Here is a 24123-nt window from a genome sequence, read left to right on the forward strand (position 1 = left end):
GGGGACTTTCAGATGTCGCGGAAGATCTCGATCTGTGCCCCGATGGAGTTCAGGCGCTCGGCGAGATCCTCGTAACCCCGGTTGATGACGTACACGTTCCGCAACACGGACGTGCCCTCGGCCGCCATCATCGCCAGCAGGACGACCACGGCGGGGCGCAGGGCCGGCGGGCACATCATCTCGGCGGCGCGCCAGCGGGTCGGGCCCTCGACCAGGACCCGGTGCGGGTCGAGGAGCTGGAGGCGGCCGCCGAGGCGGTTGAGGTCCGTGAGGTAGATCGCGCGGTTGTCGTAGACCCAGTCGTGGATGAGCGTCTTGCCCTGCGCGACGGCCGCGATCGCCGCGAAGAACGGGACGTTGTCGATGTTCAGACCCGGGAAGGGCATGGGGTGGATCTTGTCGATGGGGGCTTCGAGCTTGGAGGGGCGGACGGTCAGGTCCACCAGCCGCGTACGGCCGTTGTCCGCGAAGTACTCGGGGCTGCGGTCGTGGTCGAGGCCCATCTCCTCCAGGACCGCCAGCTCGATCTCCAGGAACTCGATGGGGACGCGGCGGACCGTCAGTTCCGACTCCGTCACCACGGCGGCGGCCAGCAGGCTCATCGCCTCGACCGGGTCCTCGGAGGGGGAGTAGTCCACGTCGGCGTCGATGTTCGGCACGCCGTGCACGGTCAGCGTGGTGGTGCCGATGCCCTCGACCCGGACGCCGAGGGCCTCCAGGAAGAAGCACAGGTCCTGGACCATGTAGTTGGAGGAGGCGTTGCGGATGACCGTCACGCCGTCGTGCCGGGCGGCGGCCAGCAGCGCGTTCTCGGTCACGGTGTCGCCGCGTTCGGTCAGCACGATCGGCCGGTCGGGGCGGACCGTGCGGTCGACCTGCGCATGGTACTGGCCCTCGGTGGCGGCGATGTCCAGACCGAACCGGCGCAGCGCGATCATGTGCGGCTCGATGGTCCGCGTGCCGAGGTCACAGCCGCCGGCGTACGGCAACTTGAAGTGGTCCATACGGTGCAGCAGCGGGCCGAAGAACATGATGATCGAGCGGGTGCGTACGGCGGCCTCCGCGTCGATCGCCGCCATCTCCAGCTCGGCCGGCGGCACCAGTTCGAGGTCGACGCCGTCGTTGATCCAGCGGGTGCGCACGCCGATGGAGTTGAGCACCTCCAGCAGGCGGTACACCTCCTCGATCCGCGCGACCCGGCGCAGCACCGTGCGTCCCTTGTTGAGCAGCGAGGCGCACAGCAGGGCGACGCAGGCGTTCTTGCTCGTCTTCACGTCGATGGCGCCGGACAGACGGCGACCACCGACCACGCGCAGATGCATCGGACCCGCATAGCCCAGCGACACGATCTCGCTGTCCAGGGCCTCACCGATGCGGGCGATCATCTCAAGGCTGATGTTCTGGTTCCCGCGCTCGATGCGGTTGACCGCACTCTGACTGGTGCCGAGCGCCTCCGCGAGCTGCGTCTGTGTCCAGCCTCGGTGTTGCCGGGCGTCACGGATGAGCTTGCCGATGCGTACGAGGTAGTCGTCTGCCATGAGGTTGAGGTTATCTCAGATATGAGATGGCACCCCGTTCGGGGGGTCCGTTCGGGTGACACCCGTGACGGTCCGTCAGTGCGCCCTGGCGCAACGGCGTGACGACGCCCGGAAGGATCCGGGCAAATCCACCGATGTCGTATGACACTCGGTTACCCAGGCAACCCCCGTCCAGGCGTGTCCCTCTCTGTTCCCGAAGGGGGATACACATGAGGACCAAGACGCGCCGGCGCCTCGTCGCCGCGCTGCTCGCCGGCTGTTGTGCGCTCGTCTCCTGCGGTACGCAGCGCGCGGGCGTCGCGAAGGGCGACTCGCCCGCACCGCGGTCGTCCGCGGTCGACAGGACGTGTGACACCGAGGAAAGGGCTCCGGACACCACGGACGACGACCAGCAGCTCCCGGACACGACGTCCGACGACCAGGGGCCCGCCGTCGACACCACCAGCGACGACCAGCAGCTCCCGGACACGACGTCCGACGACCAGGGGCCCGCCGTCGACGACACCAGCGAGAACGGCTCGGGCGTGCCGCAGACCGGTCCGCACCGCTGGTTCCCGATGGCCCTCGAATTCCGCGCCTATCTGACGGCGAGCGCCGACAAGGCGGACGCCGCCATCGCGGCCCATGTCGACAGGGTCTGCGTCCGCACGCCGGGGAGCGACGGTCGCACGGAGGCCGATGTGTGGGTCGACTACGGCGTCTGGGACGACGACAAGCGGGAGCGCGCCGCCGCGGTGTTCGCGCGCTGGCGGCAGTCCGTGTACGGCGATCGGGGGCACGTGGAGGTCCTGGCGCCCGCCAAGATGACCGCCGAGCGGAGCTGGTAGCCGCCGTCCGGCGCGGCGCGGAGCGCATGCCGGGCCGGGTTGGGCATGACCGGGCCGCGCCCATGTACTAGTGTTATCTCGACATCGAGATATCTGCCGAGGCGCACCGTAGCCGCCACACCAGTAAGGCATGCCTAACTTAGCCTTACCTTACTGGTTCGGCCAAGCCGGCGTGGCGGCACGATTGACGGTGGTACGCGCACATCAATGAAGGAGACTGTCGTGTCGGCGAACAGCTTCGACGCCCGCAGCACGCTGCAGGTGGGCGACGAGTCGTACGAGATCTTCCGGCTGGACAAGGTGGAGGGCTCGGCCCGCCTGCCGTACAGCCTCAAGGTCCTGCTGGAGAATCTGCTCCGCACGGAGGACGGCGCGAACATCACCGCCGACCACATCCGCGCCCTCGGCGGCTGGGACTCCCAGGCCCAGCCCAGCCAGGAGATCCAGTTCACGCCGGCCCGCGTGATCATGCAGGACTTCACCGGCGTGCCCTGTGTCGTGGACCTCGCGACCATGCGTGAGGCCGTGAAGGAGCTCGGCGGCGACCCCGCCAAGATCAACCCGCTGGCCCCGGCCGAGCTGGTCATCGACCACTCCGTCATCGCCGACAAGTTCGGCACCAACGACGCCTTCAAGCAGAACGTCGAGCTGGAGTACGGCCGCAACAAGGAGCGCTACCAGTTCCTGCGCTGGGGCCAGACCGCCTTCGACGAGTTCAAGGTCGTCCCGCCCGGCACCGGCATCGTCCACCAGGTGAACATCGAGCACCTGGCCCGTGTCGTGATGGTCCGCGACGGCAAGGCCTACCCGGACACCCTGGTCGGCACCGACTCGCACACCACCATGGTCAACGGCCTCGGCGTCCTCGGCTGGGGCGTCGGCGGCATCGAGGCCGAGGCCGCCATGCTCGGCCAGCCGGTCTCCATGCTCATCCCGCGCGTCGTCGGCTTCAAGCTCACCGGTGAGCTGCAGCCCGGCACCACCGCCACCGACCTCGTGCTCACCATCACCGAGATGCTCCGCAAGCACGGTGTGGTCGGCAAGTTCGTCGAGTTCTACGGCGAGGGCGTGGCCGCCACCTCGCTCGCCAACCGCGCCACCATCGGCAACATGTCGCCGGAGTTCGGCTCCACCGCCGCGATCTTCCCCGTAGACGACGAGACCCTCAACTACCTGCGCCTGACCGGCCGCTCCGAGCAGCAGGTCGCCCTGGTCGAGGCCTACGCCAAGCAGCAGGGCCTCTGGCTGGACCCGAAGGCCGAGCCGGACTTCTCCGAGAAGCTCGAACTGGACCTGTCCACGGTCGTCCCGTCCATCGCCGGCCCGAAGCGCCCGCAGGACCGCATCGTCCTCGCGAACGCCGCCGAGCAGTTCAAGCTGGACGTCCGCAACTACGTCGACGACATCGACGAGGCGGGCAAGGAGTCCTTCCCGGCCTCCGACGCCCCGGCCGTCCACCCCAACGGCTTCCCCTCCAACCCGGTTCCGGTCACCGCCCCCGACGGCACGACCTACGAGCTGGACCACGGTGCGGTGACGGTCGCGGCCATCACCTCCTGCACCAACACCTCCAACCCGTACGTCATGATCGGCGCCGCCCTGGTCGCCAAGAAGGCGGTCGAGAAGGGCCTGACCCGCAAGCCGTGGGTCAAGTCCACCCTCGCCCCGGGCTCGAAGGTCGTCACCGACTACTTCGAGAAGGCCGGCCTCACCCCGTACCTGGACAAGCTGGGCTTCAACCTCGTCGGTTACGGCTGCACCACCTGCATCGGCAACTCCGGCCCGCTGCCGGAGGAGGTCTCCAAGGCCGTCAACGACCACGACCTCGCGGTCACCTCGGTCCTGTCCGGCAACCGGAACTTCGAGGGCCGTATCAACCCCGACGTCAAGATGAACTACCTGGCCTCCCCGCCGCTGGTCGTCGCGTACGCCATCGCGGGCTCCATGAAGGTGGACATCACCCGTGACGCCCTGGGCACCGACCAGGACGGCAACCCGGTCTACCTGAAGGACATCTGGCCGACCGAGGCCGAGGTCAACGACGTCGTCGCCCACGCCATCGGCGAGGACATGTTCGAGAAGTCCTACGCGGACGTCTTCGCGGGCGACGCCCAGTGGCAGTCCCTCCCGGTCCCGACCGGCAACACCTTCGAGTGGGACGCCGAGTCCACCTACGTCCGCAAGCCCCCGTACTTCGAGGGCATGGGCATGGAGCCGGCCCCGGTCGAGGACATCGCCGGCGCCCGCGTGCTCGCCAAGCTGGGCGACTCGGTCACCACCGACCACATCTCCCCGGCCGGTGCCATCAAGGCCGACACCCCGGCCGGCCAGTACCTCACGGAGCACGGCGTCGAGCGCCGCGACTTCAACAGCTACGGCTCCCGCCGCGGCAACCACGAGGTCATGATCCGCGGTACGTTCGCCAACATCCGCCTGCGCAACCAGATCGCGCCGGGCACCGAGGGCGGCTACACGCGCGACTTCACGCAGGAGGGCGGCCCGGTCTCCTTCATCTACGACGCCTCGCGCAACTACATCGAGCAGGGCATCCCGCTGGTCGTCCTGGCCGGCAAGGAGTACGGCTCCGGCTCGTCCCGCGACTGGGCGGCCAAGGGCACGGCCCTCCTCGGCGTCAAGGCCGTCATCGCCGAGTCGTACGAGCGCATCCACCGCTCCAACCTCATCGGCATGGGCGTCCTGCCGCTGCAGTTCCCGGAGGGTGCCTCGGCCGAGTCCCTCGGCCTGACCGGCGAGGAGACCTTCTCCATCTCCGGCGTGACCGAGCTGAACGAGGGCACCACCCCGCGTACGGTCAAGGTCACCACCGACACCGGTGTCGAGTTCGACGCGGTCGTCCGCATCGACACCCCCGGTGAGGCCGACTACTACCGCAACGGCGGCATCATGCAGTACGTGCTGCGCAACCTGATCCGCAAGTAAGCGGCAGGCCACAGCGGTTCAGGGCCGCATCCCCGGCACCGGGGGTGCGGCCCTTCGCCGTGTCACGGCCCTGCTGCTGCTCCTCACCGGCACCCTCGTCTGTGTGTGCGCCGGGCTCGGGCTCACCGCTGTGCTCGCTCAACGTGCGTATCTGATGGGCGAGTTGGACGGACGGGTGAGCGACGCGGCCGAGTACGGGCTGACCGGGGCCGCGCGCCACCCCGAACGCCCGGCCGACCTGATCTTCCTCGTCACCGGAGGCCACCCGTCCGGACTGCTCGCCGCCCGGTTCGACTCCGGCGGCCACGTCCTCGCCGCCGCCGTCGTCGTACGCCGGGACGCCGGCCCCGCCCAGCGCACCGCCCTCGCCGGCGTCCCCCACGACGGCCGGGCCCACACCCGCACCGTCCCCGGACTCGGCGCCTACCGCGTCACCGCCCTCGACGCCGACAGCATCCGCGTCCTGGCCGGGCTGCTCGGCCGGGTCGCCGCCGCCGCGGCTCAGGTCGCCCGGGCGCCGCTCGGACCGGACCGGCCCACCGCACTCGCCCGGGTCCCCGCACCCGATGCCGACCCCGGCACGGAGGCCGGCCAGGTCGGCGCCGCCCTCAACCGCATGATCGACCAGGTCGAGGCCTCGCTCGCCGAACGCCGCCGCGGCGAGGAACGGATGCGCCGCTTCCTCGCCGACGCCGCCCACGAACTGCGCACCCCGCTCGCCTCCATCGCCGGCTACGCCGAGCTGATGAACCGCATCGCCCCCGGTGCGGCCTCGCGCCGGATCGCCGCCGAGTCGGCCCGGATGACGGGAGGTGTCGAGGACCTGCTCCTGCCCGCCCGGCTGGACGCGGGCCGCCCCCTGCACACGGCCGAGGTGGACCTCACGGCAGTGGTCGCGGAGGCGGTGCGGGAGACCCGCGCGCTCGGAGCGGATCACGTCTGGCGACTCAACGGGCGGGGTGTGCACGCAGGCGTTGACGAGCAGCGCGGTCACCGCCTGCGTCAGGCGCGGGCCCTACGGCAGTGCCTGCTCCGCCCAGATCACCTTGCCCTGCGGGCTGTACCGAACGCCCCAGCGCTCCGTCATCTGCGACACCAGGAACAGTCCCCGGCCGCCCTCGTCCATGGTCGCGGCGTACCGCAGATGCGGCGAGGTGTTGCTGCCGTCGGCCACCTCGCAGATCAGCGTGCGGTCCCGGATCAGCCGTACCCGGATCGGCTCGCCGCCGTAGCGGATGGCGTTGGTGATCAACTCGCTGAGCACGAGTTCCGTGGGGAAGCCCAGCTCGGCCAGGCCCCACTCGTCCAGTGTCCCGGACACGGCCAGGCGCATGTCGGACACGGCCGCCGGGTCCGGGGGCACGTCCCACTCGGCGACCTGGCCGGGCGTCAGCGCCCTGGTGCGCGCGATGAGCAGCGCGACGTCGTCCGTGGGCCGGCCGGGCAGCATCTCGTCCAGCACCGCCTGGCAGCTGTCGTCCGGTGCCCGGCCGGGATGGCCCGCCACGGCCTGCCGCAGCAGCTCCATGCCCACGTCCAGGTCGCGGGCGCGGTCCTCGATCAGACCGTCGGTGTACAGCACGAGCTCGGTGCCCTCGGCCAGCTCCAGCTCCGCCGTCTGGAAGGGCAGGCCCCCGATGCCGAGCGGGGGCCCGGCCGGCACGTCGGCGAAGGTGACGCTGCCGTCGGGGTGGACCAGCGCCGGTGCCAGGTGCCCGGCCCGCGCCATGGTGCAGCGGCGCGTCGCCGGGTCGTAGATCGCGTACAGACAGGTCGCGCCGGCGATCTCCCCGGCCGCCTCCGCACAGGCCTCGTCCTGGTCGATGCGGGCGACCAGGTCGTCCAGATGGCTCAGCAGCTCGTCGGGCGGCAGGTCGAGGGTGGAGAAGTTGTGCACCGCGGTGCGCAGTCGTCCCATGGTGGCGGCCGCGTGCAGGCCGTGGCCGACCACGTCACCGACGACCAGTGCCACCCGGCTCCCCGGCAGCGGGATCACGTCGAACCAGTCCCCGCTCACCCCCGACTGCGCCGGAAGATAGCGGTAACCGACGTCGAGGGCGCTCTGCTCGGGAAGCGCCCGCGGCAGCAGACTGCGCTGCAGGGTGACCGCCAGCGCGTGCTCACGGGCGTACCGGCGGGCGTTGTCGATGCTGACCGCGGCGCGGGCCACCAGCTCCTCCGCCAGCGACAGGTCCTCCTCGTCGAAGGCGTCCCGTTTCGCGCGCCAGAAGGTCGCCGTGCCCAGCACGGTGCCACGGGCCCGGATCGGGGCGACGATGAGCGACTGGATGCCGTAGTCGAGGATCTCCCTGGCGCGCTGCGGATCCTGTGCCTGCCAGTCCTGAACGGCGAGCAGGTCGGTCACCAGCTCCGAGCGGCCGGTGTCGTAGCCGCGCGCCTGGGGGGTGGACGGCAGGAAGTCGATCAGCCGGTCCTTCTCGTAGAACGGATGGTCGTCCCGCACACCGTGCACGGCGATGCGCCGCATGTCCGTCGCGGTGGCGGCCGGCTCCTCGCCGTGCAGCACGGCGTCTGCCAGGTCCACGGTGACGAAGTCGGCGAAGCGGGGCACGGCGACCCGCGCCATCTCCTCCGCCGTACGGGCCACGTCGAGGCTGCTGCCGATGCCCAGACCGGCGTCGTAGAGCAGCTTGAGCCGCTCCCTGGCGACCTGCGCCCGTCCGGACAGCGCCTGGAGCTCGGTGGAGTCCCGGAGGGTCACCACGGTCGCTCCGGGGCATCCGGCCCGGTCCGTGGGCCGCTGGTTGACCGCCAGCAGCCGTTCCCCGGCGAACAGCACCTCATCGGTGGCCTCGCGCCCGGAGACGAGCAGCTCCACGATGTCCGGGTCGAGGCCCACAAGATGGGAGACGTGCCGTCCCTCGGCCTCGGCGGGCAGGTCGAGGAGCCGCCTGGCCTCGTCGTTGACCAGCAGCAGCCGCCCGTCGGCGCCGACGATCAGCACGCCTTCCCGCACCGAGTGCAGCACCGTGTCGTGGTGCTCGTACATGCGGCTCATCTCGTCCGGGGCGAGGCTGTGGGTCTGCCTCCGCAGCCGCCTGCCCACCAGAGCCGTGCCCCCGGTCGACACCACGAGCGCCGCGGCACCGGTGGACAGGATGATCGGCAGCTGCCGGTTCACCTCGTTGGTGACGTTCTTGACCTTCAGCCCGGCGGAGACGAGGGCGACCACCTTGCCGCGGTTGTCGTCGATCGGCACGGTCGCCTGCTCCTCGTGGCCGAGCGGGCCGTGCACGCTCTCCGTGTACACCTGGCCGGCCAGCGACGGCCCGATCCGGCCCACGAAGCGTTTGCCGATCTTGCTGGGGATCGGGTGGGTGTAGCGGATGCCGTGGGTGTCCATGACGACGATGAAGTCCACGCCGGCGGCCCTGCGCCCCGCCTCGGTGAGCGGCTGGAGGATCTTGGACGGGTGGGGCGTGCGCAGCGCCTGCAGGATGCCGGGGGCGTGCGCGAAGGTCTGGGCGACGGCGATGGACCGCCGCCTGGCCTCGGTGCTGGTGTCCCGTTGCGACTGCAGCACAAGGCCGAGGACCCCGCAGAGTACGAGCGCCACGACCAGCGCCACCTGCAGGACGAAGACCTGCCCGGCGACGCTCCTGGGGCTCTTGCCGATCACAGATCGCCAGCGGGGACGCCTGAGTCGGTCAGTCATGTCCGACATGCCGCATTTGTAGCACCGGCGTTGCCGGGGTGGCTATGGCCCGTCCATGAGCCGGACACGTGTTCTGCTCCGGTTGAGGTGAATCGTCCCTGGTCGAGGGCGTGCGGGCAGGCCCGGAGATCGGTGCGGAAATCCGGCGCCGCAGGTGCCGTGAACCGCTCTGGGCGGACCCGGTGTTCATGCGCACCGGGTCCGCGAGCCGGGCGGGTGAGGGGGGTTCGGAACCCGCCCGGGTGGTGCCGGATCATGAGGTCGGCTGCGTGCTCGACAACGTTGTCTCGGGCTCTGTACATGACTCTACCGCCTCAACGGACAACGATGTCAATCCACTTCGGGTAGCCCGATCGGGTGATCCTGGCGTGTCCCGCCGGGGTGCATGGGGTCTTCGGTGGTATCGGTGGGGCCCGTTGTCGTTCCTGCGGCTGGAGCGACGCGCGGTGCGCGACTCGGTACGACCCCACGACGCCACGACGTCACGCGCATCCGGGCTTCCGGACGACCTTCCGGACGACACAGGGGGCGGACCCGGACGGATCCGCCCCCTCGCCCATGCCCCGGTCAGGCCAGCAGCTCCACCTCCGCCAGGGTGGACTCGCGGTCCAGGACCAGCCGGTACTTCGTGTACGTGCCCGGCGTGGCGATCGTGAACGCCCGGGTCTGGCGGTCCCAGGCGAACGATTCGCCGGAGCGGTGGTCCAGGGTCTGCCAGGTGGTGCCGTCGGTGGAGCCCTGGAGCATCCAGCCGGTCGGCGCCCTGGTGTGGTCGGCCGACGAGGTCAGCGTGTACTGGACGGGCTTGACGGCCCCGTCCACCGGCAGGTCCACCGAGGTGACCGTGGCGTCCGTCGCCGAGGTGTTGTCGAAGAGCGGGCCGTCACCCTTCAGGACGTCCGAGCGGGGCGCCGGCACCTTGTCGTCCTGGGTGATGGAGACCGGGGCCGCGTTCTTGCCCGTGCCCCAGGTCGACGGCCTGGCGCCCATGGAGAACTGCAGCACCCCGCCCTGGGACAGCAGCGAGTGGGGCAGCGAAGTCGACCTCCAGGGACGGCCGTTGAACGTCACGCCCTGGACGTAGACGTTCCTGGAGCTGTTGCCGGGCGCCCTGACCACCAGGTCGTGGCCGTTCTCCAGGTGCACGGTGACCTTCTTGAACAGCGGGGAGCCGATGGCGTACTCGCCGCTGCCCATCACCAGCGGATAGAAGCCGAGCGCGGAGAACAGGTACCAGCCCGACTGCTCGCCGTTGTCCTCGTCGCCGTGGTAGCCCTGCCCGATCTCGCTGCCGGCGTAGAGCCGGGAGAGGATCTCGCGGACCGCCGCCTGCGTCTTCCAGGGCTCACCGGCCGCGTCGTACATGTACGGGATGTGGTGCGCGGGCTGGTTGGACTGGCCGAGCATGCCCATCCGCACGTCCCGCGCCTCGGTCATCTCGTGGATGACACCGCCGTAGGAGCCGACGAAGTCCGGGGACGCGGTCTCCGGGGTGGAGAAGAACGCGTCCAGCTTCTCGGCGAGGGCCTGCCGGCCGCCGTACAGGTTGGCCAGGCCCCGGCTGTCCTGCGGGACGCTGAAGGCGTAGCCCCAGCCGTTCGTCTCCGTGTAGTCGTACCCCCAGACACGCGGGTCGTACTTGGAGGAGTCCAGCCGCCAGTTCCCGTTTCCGTCGCGGCCCTGGAAGAAGCCCGCCTTGGAGTCGAACAGGTGCACATAGTCCTGGGCGCGGTTGAGGAAGTACGCGGACTCCTCCTGGTAGTGCTTCTCGCCCGTCCTCCGGTACAGGGCCTCACCCATCCTCGCTATGCCGTAGTCGTTGACGTAGCCCTCCATCGCCCAGGACAGGCCCTCGGCGGTGTCGGTGCTGGTGTAGCCGAGGAACGGCGAGGTGCTCATGCCCTTGCGGCCCACGCCCGACATCGGCGGGACGACGGTCGCGTTCTTCAGGGCCGCGTCGTAGGCCGCCTTCGCGTCGAACCTCACACCCTTGACGTAGGCGTCGGCGAACGCCACGTCCGAGGAGGTGCCGGTCATCAGGTCGGCGTACCCCGGTGAGGACCAGCGCGAGGTCCAGCCGCCGTCCTTGTACTGCTGCACGAACCCGTCGGCCAGCTCACCCGCCTGAGAGGGCGTCAGGAAGGAGTACGCGGGCCACGTCGTCCGGTAGGTGTCCCAGAAGCCGTTGTTGACGTACACCTTGCCGTCCACGATCTTCGCACCGGTGTGGGTCGGGGTGTCCTGGCTCGGCATCGGGGAGAAGGGGGAGGCGTACTGGTAGGTGTCCCCGACCTTCTCGAAGCCCGAGTTCGGGTAGAGGTACAGCCGGTACATGCTGGAGTAGAGCGTGGTCAGCTGGTCCGGGGTCGCGCCCGCCACCTCGACCCTGCCGAGCAGCTCGTCCCAGGTGCGCTGGGCCCGCTCCTTCACCGCGGTGAACGAGGTGCCGTCCGGGATCTCCTGGCGCAGGTTGTCCTTCGCCTGGTCGATGCTGATCAGCGAGGTCGCCAGGCGCAGCGTGACGGTGCGGTCCGCGCCCGCGGCGAAGCGCAGGTACCCCTTCACCCCGCTCGATGCGCCGTCCGTCACCGGCCGGTCGAACTCGCCGTACACGAACAGCCGGGTGGCACCCGTCGACAGGCCCGACTTCACGTCCGAGAACCCGGTGACGATCCCGTGCTCCTTGTCGAGGGTCAGCCCCGCCTGCTCGGTGACGTTGTCGAACAGCACGCTCGCGTCGTCGCCGGGGTAGGTGAAGCGCAGCATCGCCGCGTGGTCGGTCGGGGTCATCTCGGCGGTGAGACCGTTCTCGAAACGGACCCCGTAGTAATACGGCCGCGCGGTCTCGTTCTCGTGCCGGAACGGCAGCGCGCGCGCCGCACGGCCGGTGTCCGGGGCGCCCGGGGCGGCGGACGGCATCACCTGGAAGGTCTGCCGGTCACCCATCCACGGGCTCGGCTCATGGCTCGCGCTGAACGCCTGGATCGTGGGCAGGTTGTCGTCGTTGTTCGCACGTGCGTATTCGTACAGCCAGCTCAGCGACGACGCGTTGGTCACCGGCGTCCAGAAGTTGAAACCGTGCGGCAGGGCGGTCGCCGGGAAGTTGTTGCCGCGCGAGAAGCTGCCGCTGGAGTTGGTGCCGCGCGTGGTCAGCGCGTAGTCCGACAGATGCGCCTTCGGCTTCTCGGGCGGTACGGGCTTGATCGCCACGTCGTCGATCCAGCCCCGGAACTTCGCCGGCCCGGCGGGGGAGTCGTACCCCACCAGGATCCGGTCGACTGTCTTGCCCGCCGCCACCGCACCGATCCGCGCGACCACGTTGTTCCACTGGTTGACGTACAGCGACTTCGACTCGCCCTGCCCGCGCGGCGACAGCGGGAACCCGTGCTGGTCCAGCGCGCCCAGGTCGCTCAGATAGGTGCCGTCGGTGAAGGCCAGGTCGAGGGAGACGTTCGTGGCGTCGTAGTCCCGGTCGCCGTCGGCCATCTGCGGAAAGATCCGGTACGACAGCTGGGTGTCGCCGCCGACCTTCACGTTCACGTCGAAGACCTTGTTGTACGAGTACGCCCGGCCGGCCGCCGTGTGCCGTCCGGCGTAGCGCAGCGCCCTCTTTCCGGTGAACCCGACCCGGGCCTTGGCCGTCGGCGAGGCGGTCGGGCCCTTGTCGACCAGCGTCAGCATGTCCTGCGGCACCGGGGCGCCCCCGCCGCCGGTGGAGAACTGCACGTCGGCGAGCTGGAGGAGGCCCGAGGCGCCGTTGTTCCTCGTGATCTCCAGCCGGAAGTGCTGGTACTCGGCGGGCTCGGCCAGGTCGTAGGACTTCGTCTGGAAGCGCTCGGAGAAGGTCTCGTCCGACCGGCTGTCGACCGGCTTCCAGTCCTTGCCGTCGGTGGAGCCGAGCAGCGTCCAGTCCCTCGGGTCGCGCTCGGCGTCGTCGTTGGCCGAGGTGAGCGCGTACGTCACCAGCTTGACGGGCTTGTCGAGGTCGAACTCGACCCAGCCGGTGGGCTGGAAGGTCAGCCACTTGGTGCCGGGCTCGCCGTCGACCAGGTTCTCCTTGACCTCGCCCGCGCCCGCGTTCTCGCCGCTCGCCCGGACATCGGTGACATGGTCGTTCACATTGCCCGGTATTCCGGTGCTGTAGCCGCCGTCGACCCCCGAGGCGCGCTTGGTGCCGTCCGGCGCGGTGTCGACGGTGTTGAGCCAGTCCGGAGCCGGATCACCCGTCTCGAACGAGGACGCGAACTCCTGGTCGGCGGCCGGAGCCTTGGCGGGCAGGGCGACCGCCGCGCCCTGCGCGCCGGCGGCCATGACAAAGGCGGCCGTGAGGACGACCGCCTGGCCCCATCTGTGCCGAGTTCTCCGCTGCATCTACGGATTCCCCTCCTGCGACCGCTCTGGACAACGTTGTCAACTTCGGCGCGCAGGAACCAGTAGTGCGTCAAGTGACCGGTGATGTCAAGGCTGTTGGGTGTGGCATTCAGGCACTTATGTCGCGAGTTTTTCCGCCCGGCTCTCCACAGGGGGCTCATATTTCCGCGAGGTCTCAACTCGGAAAAGACCCATCGCGAACCTTGCATTCGATCTTGCTCCGCTGGCGGGAAGTGGACTATACCTGTCGGCGTTTCCCGCACGACCCTGCACTACCCGACCGCGGTGCCGGGGAGGATCCGGTTCACCGCCTGAGTCCTGGAGAGAGCGAGGACTTGAGCACATGGGATCCACTGCGCACCACGGTGGCGAGGGTGTCGGCCGCCGCGATCTGATCAAACGCTCGGCCGCACTCGGCCTTGTGGCCGCCCCCGGAATGGGCCTGCTGTCCGCCTGTGCGAGCGGCGGAGGCGGCGGCAACTCGGACGAGGGCAACACCAAGGGAAAGGCGACCAAGGACAACCCCTTCGGCGCGAAGAGCGGCAGCAAACTCGATGTCGTCGTCTTCAAGGGCGGATACGGCGACGACTACGCCAAGGCGTGGGAAGCCGACTTCAGCAAGAAGCTCGGCATCACCTCGACCCACACCGGCACCCAGGAGATCACCGGCAAGCTGCAGCCGCGCTTCAACGCCGGCAACCCGCCGGACATCGTGGACGACTCCGGTGCCCAGCAGATCAAGGTCGACGTCCTGTACAAGAACGGCTCGCTGCTCGACCTCTCCGAGGTCCTGGACGCACCCTCGGTCGACGACCCGGGCAAGAAGGTCCGGGACACCCTGATCCCCGGCACCCTCGACCCGGGCATCCAGGAGGGCAAGGTCGTCGCCCTCAACTACATCTACACGGTGTGGGGCCTGTGGTACTCCGGCAAGCTCTTCAAGCAGAAGGGCTGGACGCCGCCGAAGACCTGGGACGACTTCCTCGCCATCTGCCAGGACGCCAAGAAGCAGGGCATCGGGGGCCTGGCCCACCAGGGCAAGTACCCGTACTACATCAATGTCGCCATCATGGACATGATCGCCAAGAAGGGCGGGATCGACGCCGTCAAGGCGATCGACAACCTCGACCCGAAGGCGTTCGTCGGCTCCGACGCGGCGCAGGCCGGCATCGAGGCGATCTACGAGGTCGTCGAGAAGGGCCTGTTGATGCCCGGCACCAACGGCCTGACCCACACCGAGTCGCAGACCCGGTGGAACCAGTACAAGGCCGCGTTCATCACCTGCGGCTCCTGGCTGGAGAACGAGCAGCTGAAGCAGACGCCGACGGACTTCGACATGAAGTTCCTGCCGATGCCGCTGCTGCCCGGCAGCAAGATGCCGTTCGAGGCGATCCGGGCCGGCTCCGGTGAGCCCTTCATCATCCCGGCGAAGGCGGCGAACCTGCCCGGCGCCAAGGAGTTCATGCGGCGGATGCTGTCCAAGGAGTGGGCGACGCTGTTCGCCAAGGAGGCGAACTCGCTGACGATCCTGCAGGACGGCGTCGATTCGAGCGTCACCCTGCGGCCCGGCACCCAGTCCACGGTGGAGGCCTCCAAGGCGGCCGGTTCCAACACCTTCCGGTTCCTGTACCCCGACTGGTACAGCGAGATGGACACGGCGATCCAGAACGCGTCCAATGAGCTCATGGCGAAGCGGATTCAGCCGAAGGAATGGCTGAAGAGGTGTCAGGCGGCCGTCGACAAGCAGGCGAAGGACCCGGCCAGCAAGAAGAACCACCACGCCTGAGCTCGAACGACGGATTCGGGGCCGGGAACCGTTACGATTCCCGGCCCAGAACTTCAGGGGCAGGAACGCCATGCGCAAAGGGCAGTACCGGTTCGTCGCGGGGTTTCTCCTCGTTCCCGTGACGCTTTATCTGATCTTCGTGATCTGGCCGTACATCCAGACGTTCGGCTATTCACTGACCGACTGGGCAGGACAGTCACAGACCTTCAGGTTCGTCGGCCTGGACAACTACAAGGCACTGTTCCAGGACGACGTCTTCATGGAGGCGATCTGGCACAACATCCTGTTCCTGATCTTCATCCCGGTGATCACGATCCTGCTCGCCCTGTTCTTCGCCTTCATGCTGAACGCGGGCGGACGCAGCAGGGCCGGCGGGGTGCAGGGCGTCGCGGGGTCGAAGTTCTACAAGATCGTGTACTTCTTCCCGCAGGTGCTGTCGCTGGCGATTCTCGCCGTGCTGTTCAACGCGGTGTACCGCAGTGACGGCGGCGGTCTGCTCAACGGCGCGCTGATCAAGATCGGCCTGGTGGACGCCGGCAACCCGGTGGAATGGCTGAACGAGCCGAGCCTGGTCCTGTGGGCGCTGATGGTGGCCGTGATCTGGCAGGGCGTGGGCTTCTATCTGGTGCTGTTCTCGGCCGCCATGCAGTCCATCCCGAGGGACATCTACGAGGCCGCCCTGATCGACGGCGCGAGCCGCAACCAGTCCTTCTTCCGCATCACCCTGCCGCTGCTGTGGGACACCGTGCAGACCGCCTGGGTCTACCTCGGCATCGTCGCCATGGACATGTTCGTACTGGTGTCCTCCATGACCCAGAGCATGGGCGCGTACGGCGGCGGCCCCGACCACCACAGCGATGTGATGGCCACGGTGATGATGCGCAACTTCCTCTACTACGGCAAGAGCGGCTACGCCTGTGCGATGGGCGTGGTCATGCTGCTGCTCACCCTGATCCTGTCCGTGGTCACGCTGCGCGCCACCCGCCGCGAGCGCATCGAGTTCTGAGCGGGAGTAACGACGATGACTGCACTCAAGGAGACCGCCCCCGCCCCGGCCGAGGGGCCCGTGGCCAAGGCGCCCGTCCGGCCCGGCGACCGGCGCGGCGAGGGCGTCGTACTGAACGTCTTCTCGCACGGCTTCCTCGCCCTGTGGGCGCTGCTGATCGTGCTGCCGCTGCTGTGGCTGGTGCTCAGCTCCTTCAAGACGGACGCCCAGATCGGCGGCTCCGCCTTCGGCTGGCCGCACGCGTGGTCCTTCGACGTCTTCCGGCGGGCCTGGAACAAGGGCATCGGGGACTACTTCCTGAACACCGTGATCGTCCTGGTGTTCTCCGTGCCGCTGACCATGCTGTTCGGCTCGATGGCGGCGTACGTACTGGCCCGGTACCAGTTCTGGGGCAACCGGCTGCTGTACTACTTCTTCGTGGCCGGCGCCATGTTCCCGGTGTTCCTGGCCCTCGTCCCGCTGTTCTTCATGGTCAAGCGGCTGGACATGCTGAACACCTACCAGGGTCTGATCCTGGTCTACATCGCCTACTCGATGCCGTTCACGGTGTTCTTCATGCACGCCTTCTTCCGGACCCTGCCCACGGCGGTCTTCGAGGCGGCGGTCCTGGACGGCGCCTCGCACACCCGGACGTTCTTCCAGGTCATGCTGCCGATGGCGAAGCCGGGCCTGATCAGCGTGGGGATCTTCAACACACTGGGCCAGTGGAACCAGTTCATCCTGCCCACGGTGCTGATGCAGCCGCAGAGCGGCTCCGACCCCGAGCGCTATGTCCTCACCCAGGGGCTGATCCAGCTGCAACAGCAGCAGGGGTACGCCTCCGACCTGCCGGTTCTGTTCGCGGGTGTGACCATCGCGATGATTCCGATGCTGGTCGTCTACCTGTCCTTCCAGCGCCAGGTGCAGGCGGGTCTGACCTCGGCCACACTGAAGTAGCGGGACGCTCCGCATCCGTCCGTGTGCACACCGTTCCGGCCCCCGGAGCGGTGTGCACACGTGTGTCCGGGCACCCGGAAACGGTTCAACCTCTTGACGTAAGACACCCCGAACGGCTCAGCTTAGAGTTCACTAGTTGGACATACGCGGGGCCTCGCCGAAGCGGCCCCGCGCTCAGGAGGTCGTCGTGGAGACTCCAGGGTCGCAGTCGTCGCTGCACCGAGCCAACCTGGAGCGGGTGGTACGGGCCGTGCGCCTTGCCGGATCCCTCACACAGGCGGAGATCGCGCGGACGACCGGTCTGTCCGCGGCGACCGTCTCCAACATCGTGCGGGAGCTGAAGGACGGCGGAACCGTCGAGGTCACGCCCACGTCGGCGGGCGGGCGACGGGCCCGCAGCGTCTCTCTCAGCGGGGACGCGGGGATTGTCATCGGCGTCGACTTCGGGCACACCCATCTGCGCGTCGCGATCGGGAACCTCGCCCACCAGGTGCTGGCCGAGGAGGCCGAGCCGCTGGATGTCGACGCCTCCGCCGCCCAGGGCTTCGACCGGGCGGAGGAGCTGGTCAGCCGCCTGATCGCGGCCACGGGCGTGAACCGGTCCAAGGTGGCCGGCGTCGGGCTCGGCGTGCCGGGCCCGATCGACGTGGAGTCGGGGACCCTGGGGTCCACCGCGATCCTGCCGGGCTGGGGCGGCACCAAGCCCGCCGAGGAGCTGCGCGAGCGGCTCGGCGTGCCCGTGCACGTGGACAACGACGCCAACCTCGGCGCCCTCGGTGAGCTGGTCTGGGGCAGCGGGAAGGGCGTCCGGGACCTCGCGTACATCAAGGTCGCGAGCGGTGTCGGCGCCGGTCTGGTGATCGACGGGAAGATCTACCGCGGCCCGGGCGGCACCGCCGGAGAAATCGGTCATATTACACTCGACGAATCCGGCCCGGTCTGCCGTTGCGGGAACCGCGGCTGCCTGGAGACGTTCGCGGCCGCGCGCTATGTGCTCCCGCTGCTCCAGCCCAGCCACGGCCCCGACCTGACCATGGAAGGCGTCGTACGGCTGGCCAGGGACGGAGACCCGGGCTGCCGTCGGGTGATCGCCGACGTCGGCCGCCACATCGGCAGTGGAGTGGCCAATCTCTGCAATCTGCTGAACCCGAGCCGGGTGGTGCTCGGCGGTGATCTCGCCGAGGCCGGTGAGCTGGTGCTCGGGCCGATCAGGGAGTCCGTCGGCCGCTATGCCATCCCCAGCGCGGCGCGCCAACTGTCCGTTCTCCCGGGGGCACTTGGCGGCCGCGCCGAGGTGCTCGGAGCGCTCGCCCTCGCCCTCAGCGAGATGGGCGATTCGACGCTTTTGGAAGGGTCGCTGTCTCTGGCGACCCCTGCCTTCACTTAGAGAACGGATGGCACCGTTGCCATCTCGTTAAGGATTTACTTCTTGACGTCGCACGTGTGGCCGAGTTGACTTCCAGCCACCTCGGCCGCAACGACGCGGCCTCGTCAGGGAGGTTTCTGAAGTGAACACGCGTATGCGTCGTGCGGCCTTCGCCGTTGCTGCTGGTGCCATGGCCGTCTCGCTCGCTGCCTGTGGCAGCGCCAAGCAGTCCGGAGGTGGCTCCTCCAACTCCTCCGGCCCCAAGAAGGGCGACGCCATCAAGGTCGGTCTGCTCCTGCCGGAGAACCAGACCGCCCGTTACGAGAAGTTCGACCGCCCCTTGATCGAGAAGAAGGTCAAGGAGCTCACCAACGGCAAGGGCCAGATCGTCTACGCCAACGCCAAGCAGGACGCGACGCTGCAGAACCAGCAGGTCGACACGATGATCACCAACAAGGTGGACGTGCTCATCGTGGACGCCGTGGACTCCGCCGCGATCAAGAACTCGGTCGACAAGGCCAAGCAGGCCGGCATCCCGGTCGTCGCCTACGACCGCCTGGCGCAGGGCCCGATCAGCGCCTACACCTCGTTCGACAACGAGACCGTCGGCGAGACCCAGGGCAAGGCCCTCCTCCAGGCCCTCGGCTCCAAGGCCAAGTCCGGCAAGATCGTCATGATGAACGGTTCCGTCACCGACCCGAACGCCGCCCAGTTCAAGGCGGGCGCCCACAAGGTCCTGAACGGCAAGGTGAACATCGGCAAGGAGTACGACACCAAGGAGTGGAAGCCGGAGAACGCCAACTCCAACATGGAGGGCGCCATCTCCGCTCTGGGCAAGCAGAACATCATCGGCGTCTACTCCGCCAACGACGGCATGGCCGGCGGTATCATCACCGCCCTCAAGGCCGCCGGCATCTCCAACATCCCGGTCACCGGCCAGGACGCGGAGCTCGCGGGTGTCCAGCGCATCGTCGCCGGTGAGCAGTACATGAGCGTCTACAAGCCGTACGCTCCCGAGGCCGCCGCCGCCGCCGAGATGGCCGTGGACCTCGCCCAGGGCAAGTCGCTCGACTCCGTCGCCAAGGACAAGGTCGACAGCCCGACCACCAAGCAGGTCCCCTCGGTCCTGGTGCCGGTCACCGCGCTGACCAAGGACAACATCAAGGACACCGTCATCAAGGACGGCATCTACACGGTCGCCGACATCTGCACCCCGCAGTACAAGGCGGCCTGCGACAAGATCGGCCTGAAGTAGCAGCCCCACGCGCCTTTCCACCCAAGGGAATTCACTCTTGAATTCTCTTGGGGAAAAGGCCTCCACAGCTCCGCCGGCGCCCCGCGCATCAGACAGCCCCGCAAGCTCGCCTGCGGGGCGCCGGACGGAACACCCCCCAAACTTCTGCACAACCTCCCGCCGGGTCAGGCGGCGAAGGAGATGGTTCACGTGTCCGCTACGCCCGTGCTGGCGTTGCGCGGGGTCTCCAAGCGGTTCGGTGCCGTTCAGGCGCTCACCGACGTAGAGCTTGAGGTCCACGCCGGTGAGGTGGTCGCCCTGGTCGGCGACAACGGTGCCGGAAAGTCCACGCTGGTCAAGACGATCGCCGGCGTTCACCCCATCGATGAGGGCGTCATCGAATGGGAAGGCAAGGCCGTCCAGATCAGCAAGCCGCACGACGCCCAGAACCTGGGCATCGCGACCGTCTACCAGGACCTCGCGCTGTGCGACAACATCGACGTGGTCGGCAACCTCTACCTGGGACGGGAGATCCGCCGCCGCGGTGTCCTGGACGAGGTGGAGATGGAGCGCCGCTCCCGCGAGCTGCTCACCACGCTGTCGATCCGCATCCCGAGCGTCCGCATCCCGATCGCCTCGCTCTCCGGCGGTCAGCGCCAGACCGTGGCCATCGCCCGCTCCATGCTCGGCGAGCCCAAGCTGGTCATCCTCGACGAGCCCACCGCCGCCCTCGGTGTCGAGCAGACCGCGCAGGTCCTCGACCTGGTGGAACGGCTGCGGGAGCGTGGTCACGCCGTGATCCTCATCAGCCACAACATGGCCGATGTGAAGGCCGTCGCCGACAAGGTGGCCGTGCTGCGCCTGGGTCGTAACAACGGCGTCTTCGAGGTCAAGTCGACCTCGCAGGAAGAGATCATCTCCGCCATCACCGGCGCCACGGACAACGCCGTGACCCGTCGTGCGGCGCGCTCCAATGGGGAGATCAAGAAGTGAGCATCGACAAGACCTCCACGCCGCCCGAGGACCACGCGGTGGAGAACCCCGAGGCGGCACGCGGCGCCGACGTCGCGGTCGACCCCCGTCTGCTGGTGCGCGAGCAGGGCCTCGCGGGCTACGTCACCGAGTTCAAGCGGAAGATGAAGGCCGGTGACCTCGGCTCCCTCCCGGTCGTCCTCGGTCTGGCGATCATCTGGATCATCTTCCAGAGCCTGAACTCCAACTTCCTCACGGCCGGCAACCTGTCCGACATCTCCGTCGCCATGGTCGGCACGGGCATGATCGCCGTCGGCATCGTGTTCGTCCTGCTGCTCGGCGAGATCGACCTGTCGGTCGGTTCGCTCTCCGGTGTCGCGGGCGCCACCTTCGCCGTGCTCAACGTCACCCACGGCATGAACGAGATCCTGGCCCTGGTGCTGTCGATCCTCACCGGAACGGTCGCGGGCGCGCTGCAGGGCTTCTTCTTCGCGAAGATCGGCGTACCCGCCTTCGCGGTCACCCTGGCCGGTCTGCTGTTCTGGAACGGCCTCATGCTCAAGATCCTGGGCGACAACGGCACGATCAACCTGAACGACAACGGCCTGGTCGCCAAGCTGACCAGCTACTACTTCTCCGACGTGGCCGCCGCCTACGGCCTGGCCATCGCGGTGACGGTGCTGTTCTTCGTCAGCTCCTACTTCGGCAACAAGCGCCGCGAGGCCGCCGGCGTGCCGTCCCGCCCGCTGAGCGAGACCATCCTGCGCACCGTGCTGCTGGGGATCGTCGCCTTCGCGGCCGCGGTCGTCTTCAACCAGTACAAGGGCCTGCCGCTGGCCGTGGTGATCTTCATCGCCGTGCTGTTCGTCACGGACTTCGTGCTGCGCCGCACCGGGTACGGCCGCAAGGTCTTCGCGCTCGGCGGCAGCGTCGAGGCCTCCCGTCGTGCCGGTATCAACGTGGACATGGTCCGGATCTCGGTGTTCGCCATCTCCGGCACCTTCGCGGCGATCGGCGGTCTGTTCATCGCCTCCAAGATCGCGTCCGCCAACCAGGGCGCCGGTGGCGGTGACCTGCTGATGAACGCGATCGCGGCGGCCGTGATCGGCGGTACGTCCCTCTTCGGCGGCCGCGGCCGCACCTGGAACGCGCTCCTCGGTGTGCTGGTCATCGTCTCGATCCAGTACGGCCTCGCCCTGCAGGGCATCGCCTCCCCGGTCCAGTACATGATCACCGGTGGCGTCCTGCTGGCGACCGTGGTCATCGATGCGGTGACGCGCAAGACCCAGAAGACGGCCGGTCGGGCGTAACGCCCGATCCTCCGGCACGGCACAGCGCCCGGCACCGAAACGTGCCGGGCGCTGTCGTGTCGTGCAAAGCATGAACATTAGACTCGGGCGAGCCCGGCGAAAGCTCGATCAGCTCTACTGCAAGGAGGCACGGGTGCCGCTGCTGACCCGCATCAGGGGACCGCGCGATCTGGACCGGCTCAGCCTGGAGGAGCTGAACCAGCTGGCACAGGAGATCCGGACCTTCCTCGTCGACGCCGTCTCCAAGACCGGCGGCCACCTCGGCCCCAACCTCGGTGTGGTGGAGCTGACCATCGCCCTGCACCGCGTCTTCGACTCGCCGAAGGACAAGGTGCTGTGGGACACCGGCCACCAGTCCTACGTGCACAAGCTGCTCACCGGCCGGCAGGACTTCTCCAAGCTGAAGATGAAGGGCGGCCTGTCGGGCTACCCCTCGCAGGCCGAGTCCGAGCACGACGTCATCGAGAACAGCCACGCCTCCACGGTCCTCGGCTGGGCCGACGGCATCGCCAAGGCCAACGAGCTGAAGAAACGCGACAGCCATGTCGTGGCGGTCATCGGTGACGGGGCGCTCACCGGCGGTATGGCCTGGGAGGCGCTGAACAACATCGCCGACGCCAAGGACCGCCCGCTGGTCATCGTCGTCAACGACAACGAGCGGTCGTACGCCCCGACCATCGGCGGCCTCGCCAACCACCTCGCGACCCTGCGCACCACGGACGGCTACGAGCGCTTCCTCGCCCGGACGAAGGAACTCCTGGAGCGCACCCCGGTCGTCGGAAGGCCGCTGTACGAGACCCTGCACGGGGCGAAGAAGGGGTTCAAGGACTTCATCGCCCCGCAGGGCATGTTCGAGGACCTGGGCCTGAAGTACGTCGGCCCGATCGACGGCCACGACATCGAGGCGCTGGAGTCCGCCCTGGCCCGGGCCAAGCGGTTCGGCGGCCCGGTCATCGTGCACTGCCTCACCGAGAAGGGCCGCGGCTACCAGCCCGCCCTGCAGGACGAGGCGGACCGCTTCCACGCCGTCGGCAAGATCCACCCGGACACCGGCCTGCCGATCGCCTCCTCCGGCGCCGACTGGACCTCCGTCTTCGGGGACGAGATGGTCAGGCTGGGCGAGGAGCGCGAGGACATCGTCGCCATCACCGCGGCCATGCTCCAGCCGGTCGGCCTGGAGAAGTTCGCCAAGCGGTTCCCCGAGCGGGTGTACGACGTCGGGATCGCGGAGCAGCACGGCGCCGTCTCCGCCGCGGGCCTCGCGTACGCCGGGGTGCACCCCGTCTTCGCCGTCTACGCCACCTTCCTCAACCGCGCCTTCGACCAGGTCCTCATGGACGTGGCCCTGCACCGGTGCGGGGTGACGTTCGTGCTCGACCGGGCCGGCGTCACCGGAACGGACGGCGCCTCGCACAACGGCATGTGGGACATGTCGATCCTGCAGGTGGTGCCGGGCCTCAGGCTGGCGGCCCCGCGGGACGCCGAGCAGGTGCGGGCCCAGCTGCGGGAGGCCGTCGCGGTGGACGACGCGCCGACCGTCGTCCGCTTCTCCAAGGGCGCAGTCGGCCCCGCCGTACCCGCCGTGGGCCGCATCGGCGGCATGGACGTGCTGCGCGAGCCCGGCACCGACCGGCCGGACGTGCTGCTCGTCTCCGTGGGCGCCCTCGCCCCGATGTGCCTGGAGATCGCCGGCCTGCTCGACAAGCAGGGCATCTCCACCACGGTGGTCGACCCGCGCTGGGTCAAGCCCGTCGACGAGGCCATGGCCCCGCTCGCCGAGCGGCACCGGGTCGTCGTCACCGTGGAGGACAACAGCCGGGTCGGTGGTGTCGGCTCCGCGGTCGCCCAGGCCCTGCGCGACGCCGGCGTGGACGTGCCGCTGCGCGACTTCGGCATCCCGCCGCGCTTCCTCGACCACGCCTCCCGCGCCGAGGTCCTCGCCGAGATCGGCCTGACCGCTCCGGACATCGCCCGCCAGGTCACCGGTCTTGTCGCCAAACTGGACGGCCGGTTCGACCGTACGGCCGACGAGGTGGACTCGGTCGAGCCCGCGCGCGACTGACGCGAACGCGCCCCTCACGGGCCGGTTCCGCCGCTCCCTGCGGTGGCGGAACCGGCCCGTCTGCGTGAACCTGCCTGTGCCGGGGCATACGCATCCCGA

Annotated in this window: 13 protein-coding genes and 1 pseudogene; 11 read left to right on the forward strand and 3 right to left on the reverse strand. The window is 68.8% G+C overall.

Annotated features, from left to right (window positions below):
* Positions 1 to 8: 8 nt before the first annotated feature.
* A complete protein-coding gene (locus tag ACWC2T_RS21740; protein ID WP_450671986.1) occupies positions 9 to 1538 on the reverse strand; it encodes a helix-turn-helix domain-containing protein in 1530 nt (509 codons plus the stop codon).
* A 209-nt stretch (positions 1539 to 1747) separates the two neighbouring features.
* On the opposite strand from ACWC2T_RS21740, the gene ACWC2T_RS21745 reads away from it, so the two are divergent.
* The 3 genes and pseudogenes from ACWC2T_RS21745 to ACWC2T_RS21755 all read left to right on the forward strand — a co-directional run.
* Positions 1748 to 2365 (forward strand): hypothetical protein, encoded by a 618-nt coding sequence (locus ACWC2T_RS21745; protein ID WP_450671987.1) that lies wholly within the window; start codon positions 1748 to 1750, stop codon positions 2363 to 2365.
* A gap of 222 nt (positions 2366 to 2587) precedes the next feature.
* Positions 2588 to 5305, forward strand: a complete 2718-nt coding sequence (gene acnA / locus ACWC2T_RS21750; RefSeq protein ID WP_450671988.1) for an aconitate hydratase AcnA — start codon at positions 2588 to 2590, stop codon at positions 5303 to 5305.
* Positions 5306 to 5975: 670 nt separating this feature from the next.
* Positions 5976 to 6098, forward strand: a pseudogene (locus ACWC2T_RS21755) (histidine kinase dimerization/phospho-acceptor domain-containing protein); the annotation flags it as partial.
* 222 nt (positions 6099 to 6320) lie between these two features.
* Here ACWC2T_RS21755 and ACWC2T_RS21760 read toward each other — a convergent pair.
* Together ACWC2T_RS21760 and ACWC2T_RS21765 are read right to left on the reverse strand one after the other, a co-directional pair.
* Positions 6321 to 8990, reverse strand: a complete 2670-nt coding sequence (locus ACWC2T_RS21760) for a SpoIIE family protein phosphatase (protein WP_450671989.1) — start codon at positions 8988 to 8990, stop codon at positions 6321 to 6323.
* Positions 8991 to 9548: 558 nt separating this feature from the next.
* A complete protein-coding gene (locus tag ACWC2T_RS21765) occupies positions 9549 to 13352 on the reverse strand; it encodes a GH92 family glycosyl hydrolase (RefSeq protein ID WP_450671990.1) in 3804 nt (1267 codons plus the stop codon).
* A 343-nt stretch (positions 13353 to 13695) separates the two neighbouring features.
* Between ACWC2T_RS21765 and ngcE the strand changes: the two genes are divergently transcribed.
* The 8 genes from ngcE to dxs all read left to right on the forward strand — a co-directional run bounded on the left by ngcE (position 13696) and on the right by dxs (position 24024).
* Positions 13696 to 15138 (forward strand): N-acetylglucosamine/diacetylchitobiose ABC transporter substrate-binding protein, encoded by a 1443-nt coding sequence (gene ngcE, locus ACWC2T_RS21770; protein ID WP_450671991.1) that lies wholly within the window; start codon positions 13696 to 13698, stop codon positions 15136 to 15138.
* 70 nt (positions 15139 to 15208) lie between these two features.
* Positions 15209 to 16144 carry a carbohydrate ABC transporter permease gene (locus ACWC2T_RS21775; protein WP_450671992.1) on the forward strand — a complete coding sequence of 312 codons (936 nt, stop codon included), beginning with the start codon at positions 15209 to 15211 and terminating at the stop codon, positions 16142 to 16144.
* A 15-nt stretch (positions 16145 to 16159) separates the two neighbouring features.
* Entirely contained in the window at positions 16160 to 17080 is a 921-nt protein-coding gene (locus ACWC2T_RS21780; protein ID WP_450671993.1) for a carbohydrate ABC transporter permease, read from the forward strand.
* A 187-nt stretch (positions 17081 to 17267) separates the two neighbouring features.
* Positions 17268 to 18467 carry an ROK family transcriptional regulator gene (locus tag ACWC2T_RS21785; RefSeq protein ID WP_450671994.1) on the forward strand — a complete coding sequence of 400 codons (1200 nt, stop codon included), beginning with the start codon at positions 17268 to 17270 and terminating at the stop codon, positions 18465 to 18467.
* Positions 18468 to 18600: 133 nt separating this feature from the next.
* On the forward strand, positions 18601 to 19701 hold the full coding sequence (locus ACWC2T_RS21790) for a substrate-binding domain-containing protein (protein ID WP_450672003.1): 1101 nt from the start codon (positions 18601 to 18603) through the stop codon (positions 19699 to 19701).
* Between the two features lie 180 nt (positions 19702 to 19881).
* The gene (locus ACWC2T_RS21795) at positions 19882 to 20673 is read left to right on the forward strand and encodes an ATP-binding cassette domain-containing protein (protein ID WP_351211087.1); all 792 of its coding nucleotides are present in this window, start codon (positions 19882 to 19884) and stop codon (positions 20671 to 20673) included.
* Positions 20670 to 21962 (forward strand): sugar ABC transporter permease, encoded by a 1293-nt coding sequence (locus tag ACWC2T_RS21800; RefSeq protein ID WP_450671995.1) that lies wholly within the window; start codon positions 20670 to 20672, stop codon positions 21960 to 21962. Before ACWC2T_RS21795 ends, ACWC2T_RS21800 begins: the two co-directional genes overlap by 4 nt.
* Positions 21963 to 22095: 133 nt before the next feature.
* Complete coding sequence (gene dxs, locus ACWC2T_RS21805; protein ID WP_450672004.1) at positions 22096 to 24024, forward strand: 1-deoxy-D-xylulose-5-phosphate synthase; 1929 nt, start codon at positions 22096 to 22098, stop codon at positions 24022 to 24024.
* Positions 24025 to 24123: the final 99 nt, after the last annotated feature.

The organism is Streptomyces sp. NPDC001393 (assembly GCF_053597455.1).

Excerpts from the sequence above, each read along its gene's own strand:
- ACWC2T_RS21775 (WP_450671992.1), top strand. The coding sequence starts at position 15,209 with ATGCGCAAAGGGCAGTACCGGTTCGTCGCGGGGTTTCTCCTCGTTCCC.
- ACWC2T_RS21740 (WP_450671986.1), bottom strand. The coding sequence starts at position 1,538 with ATGGCAGACGACTACCTCGTACGCATCGGCAAGCTCATCCGTGACGCC.
- ACWC2T_RS21745 (WP_450671987.1), top strand. The coding sequence starts at position 1,748 with ATGAGGACCAAGACGCGCCGGCGCCTCGTCGCCGCGCTGCTCGCCGGC.
- ngcE (WP_450671991.1), top strand. The coding sequence starts at position 13,696 with ATGGGATCCACTGCGCACCACGGTGGCGAGGGTGTCGGCCGCCGCGAT.
- ACWC2T_RS21790 (WP_450672003.1), top strand. The coding sequence starts at position 18,601 with ATGCGTCGTGCGGCCTTCGCCGTTGCTGCTGGTGCCATGGCCGTCTCG.
- ACWC2T_RS21765 (WP_450671990.1), bottom strand. The coding sequence starts at position 13,352 with ATGCAGCGGAGAACTCGGCACAGATGGGGCCAGGCGGTCGTCCTCACG.
- ACWC2T_RS21780 (WP_450671993.1), top strand. The coding sequence starts at position 16,160 with ATGACTGCACTCAAGGAGACCGCCCCCGCCCCGGCCGAGGGGCCCGTG.
- ACWC2T_RS21795 (WP_351211087.1), top strand. The coding sequence starts at position 19,882 with ATGGTTCACGTGTCCGCTACGCCCGTGCTGGCGTTGCGCGGGGTCTCC.
- ACWC2T_RS21760 (WP_450671989.1), bottom strand. The coding sequence starts at position 8,990 with ATGTCGGACATGACTGACCGACTCAGGCGTCCCCGCTGGCGATCTGTG.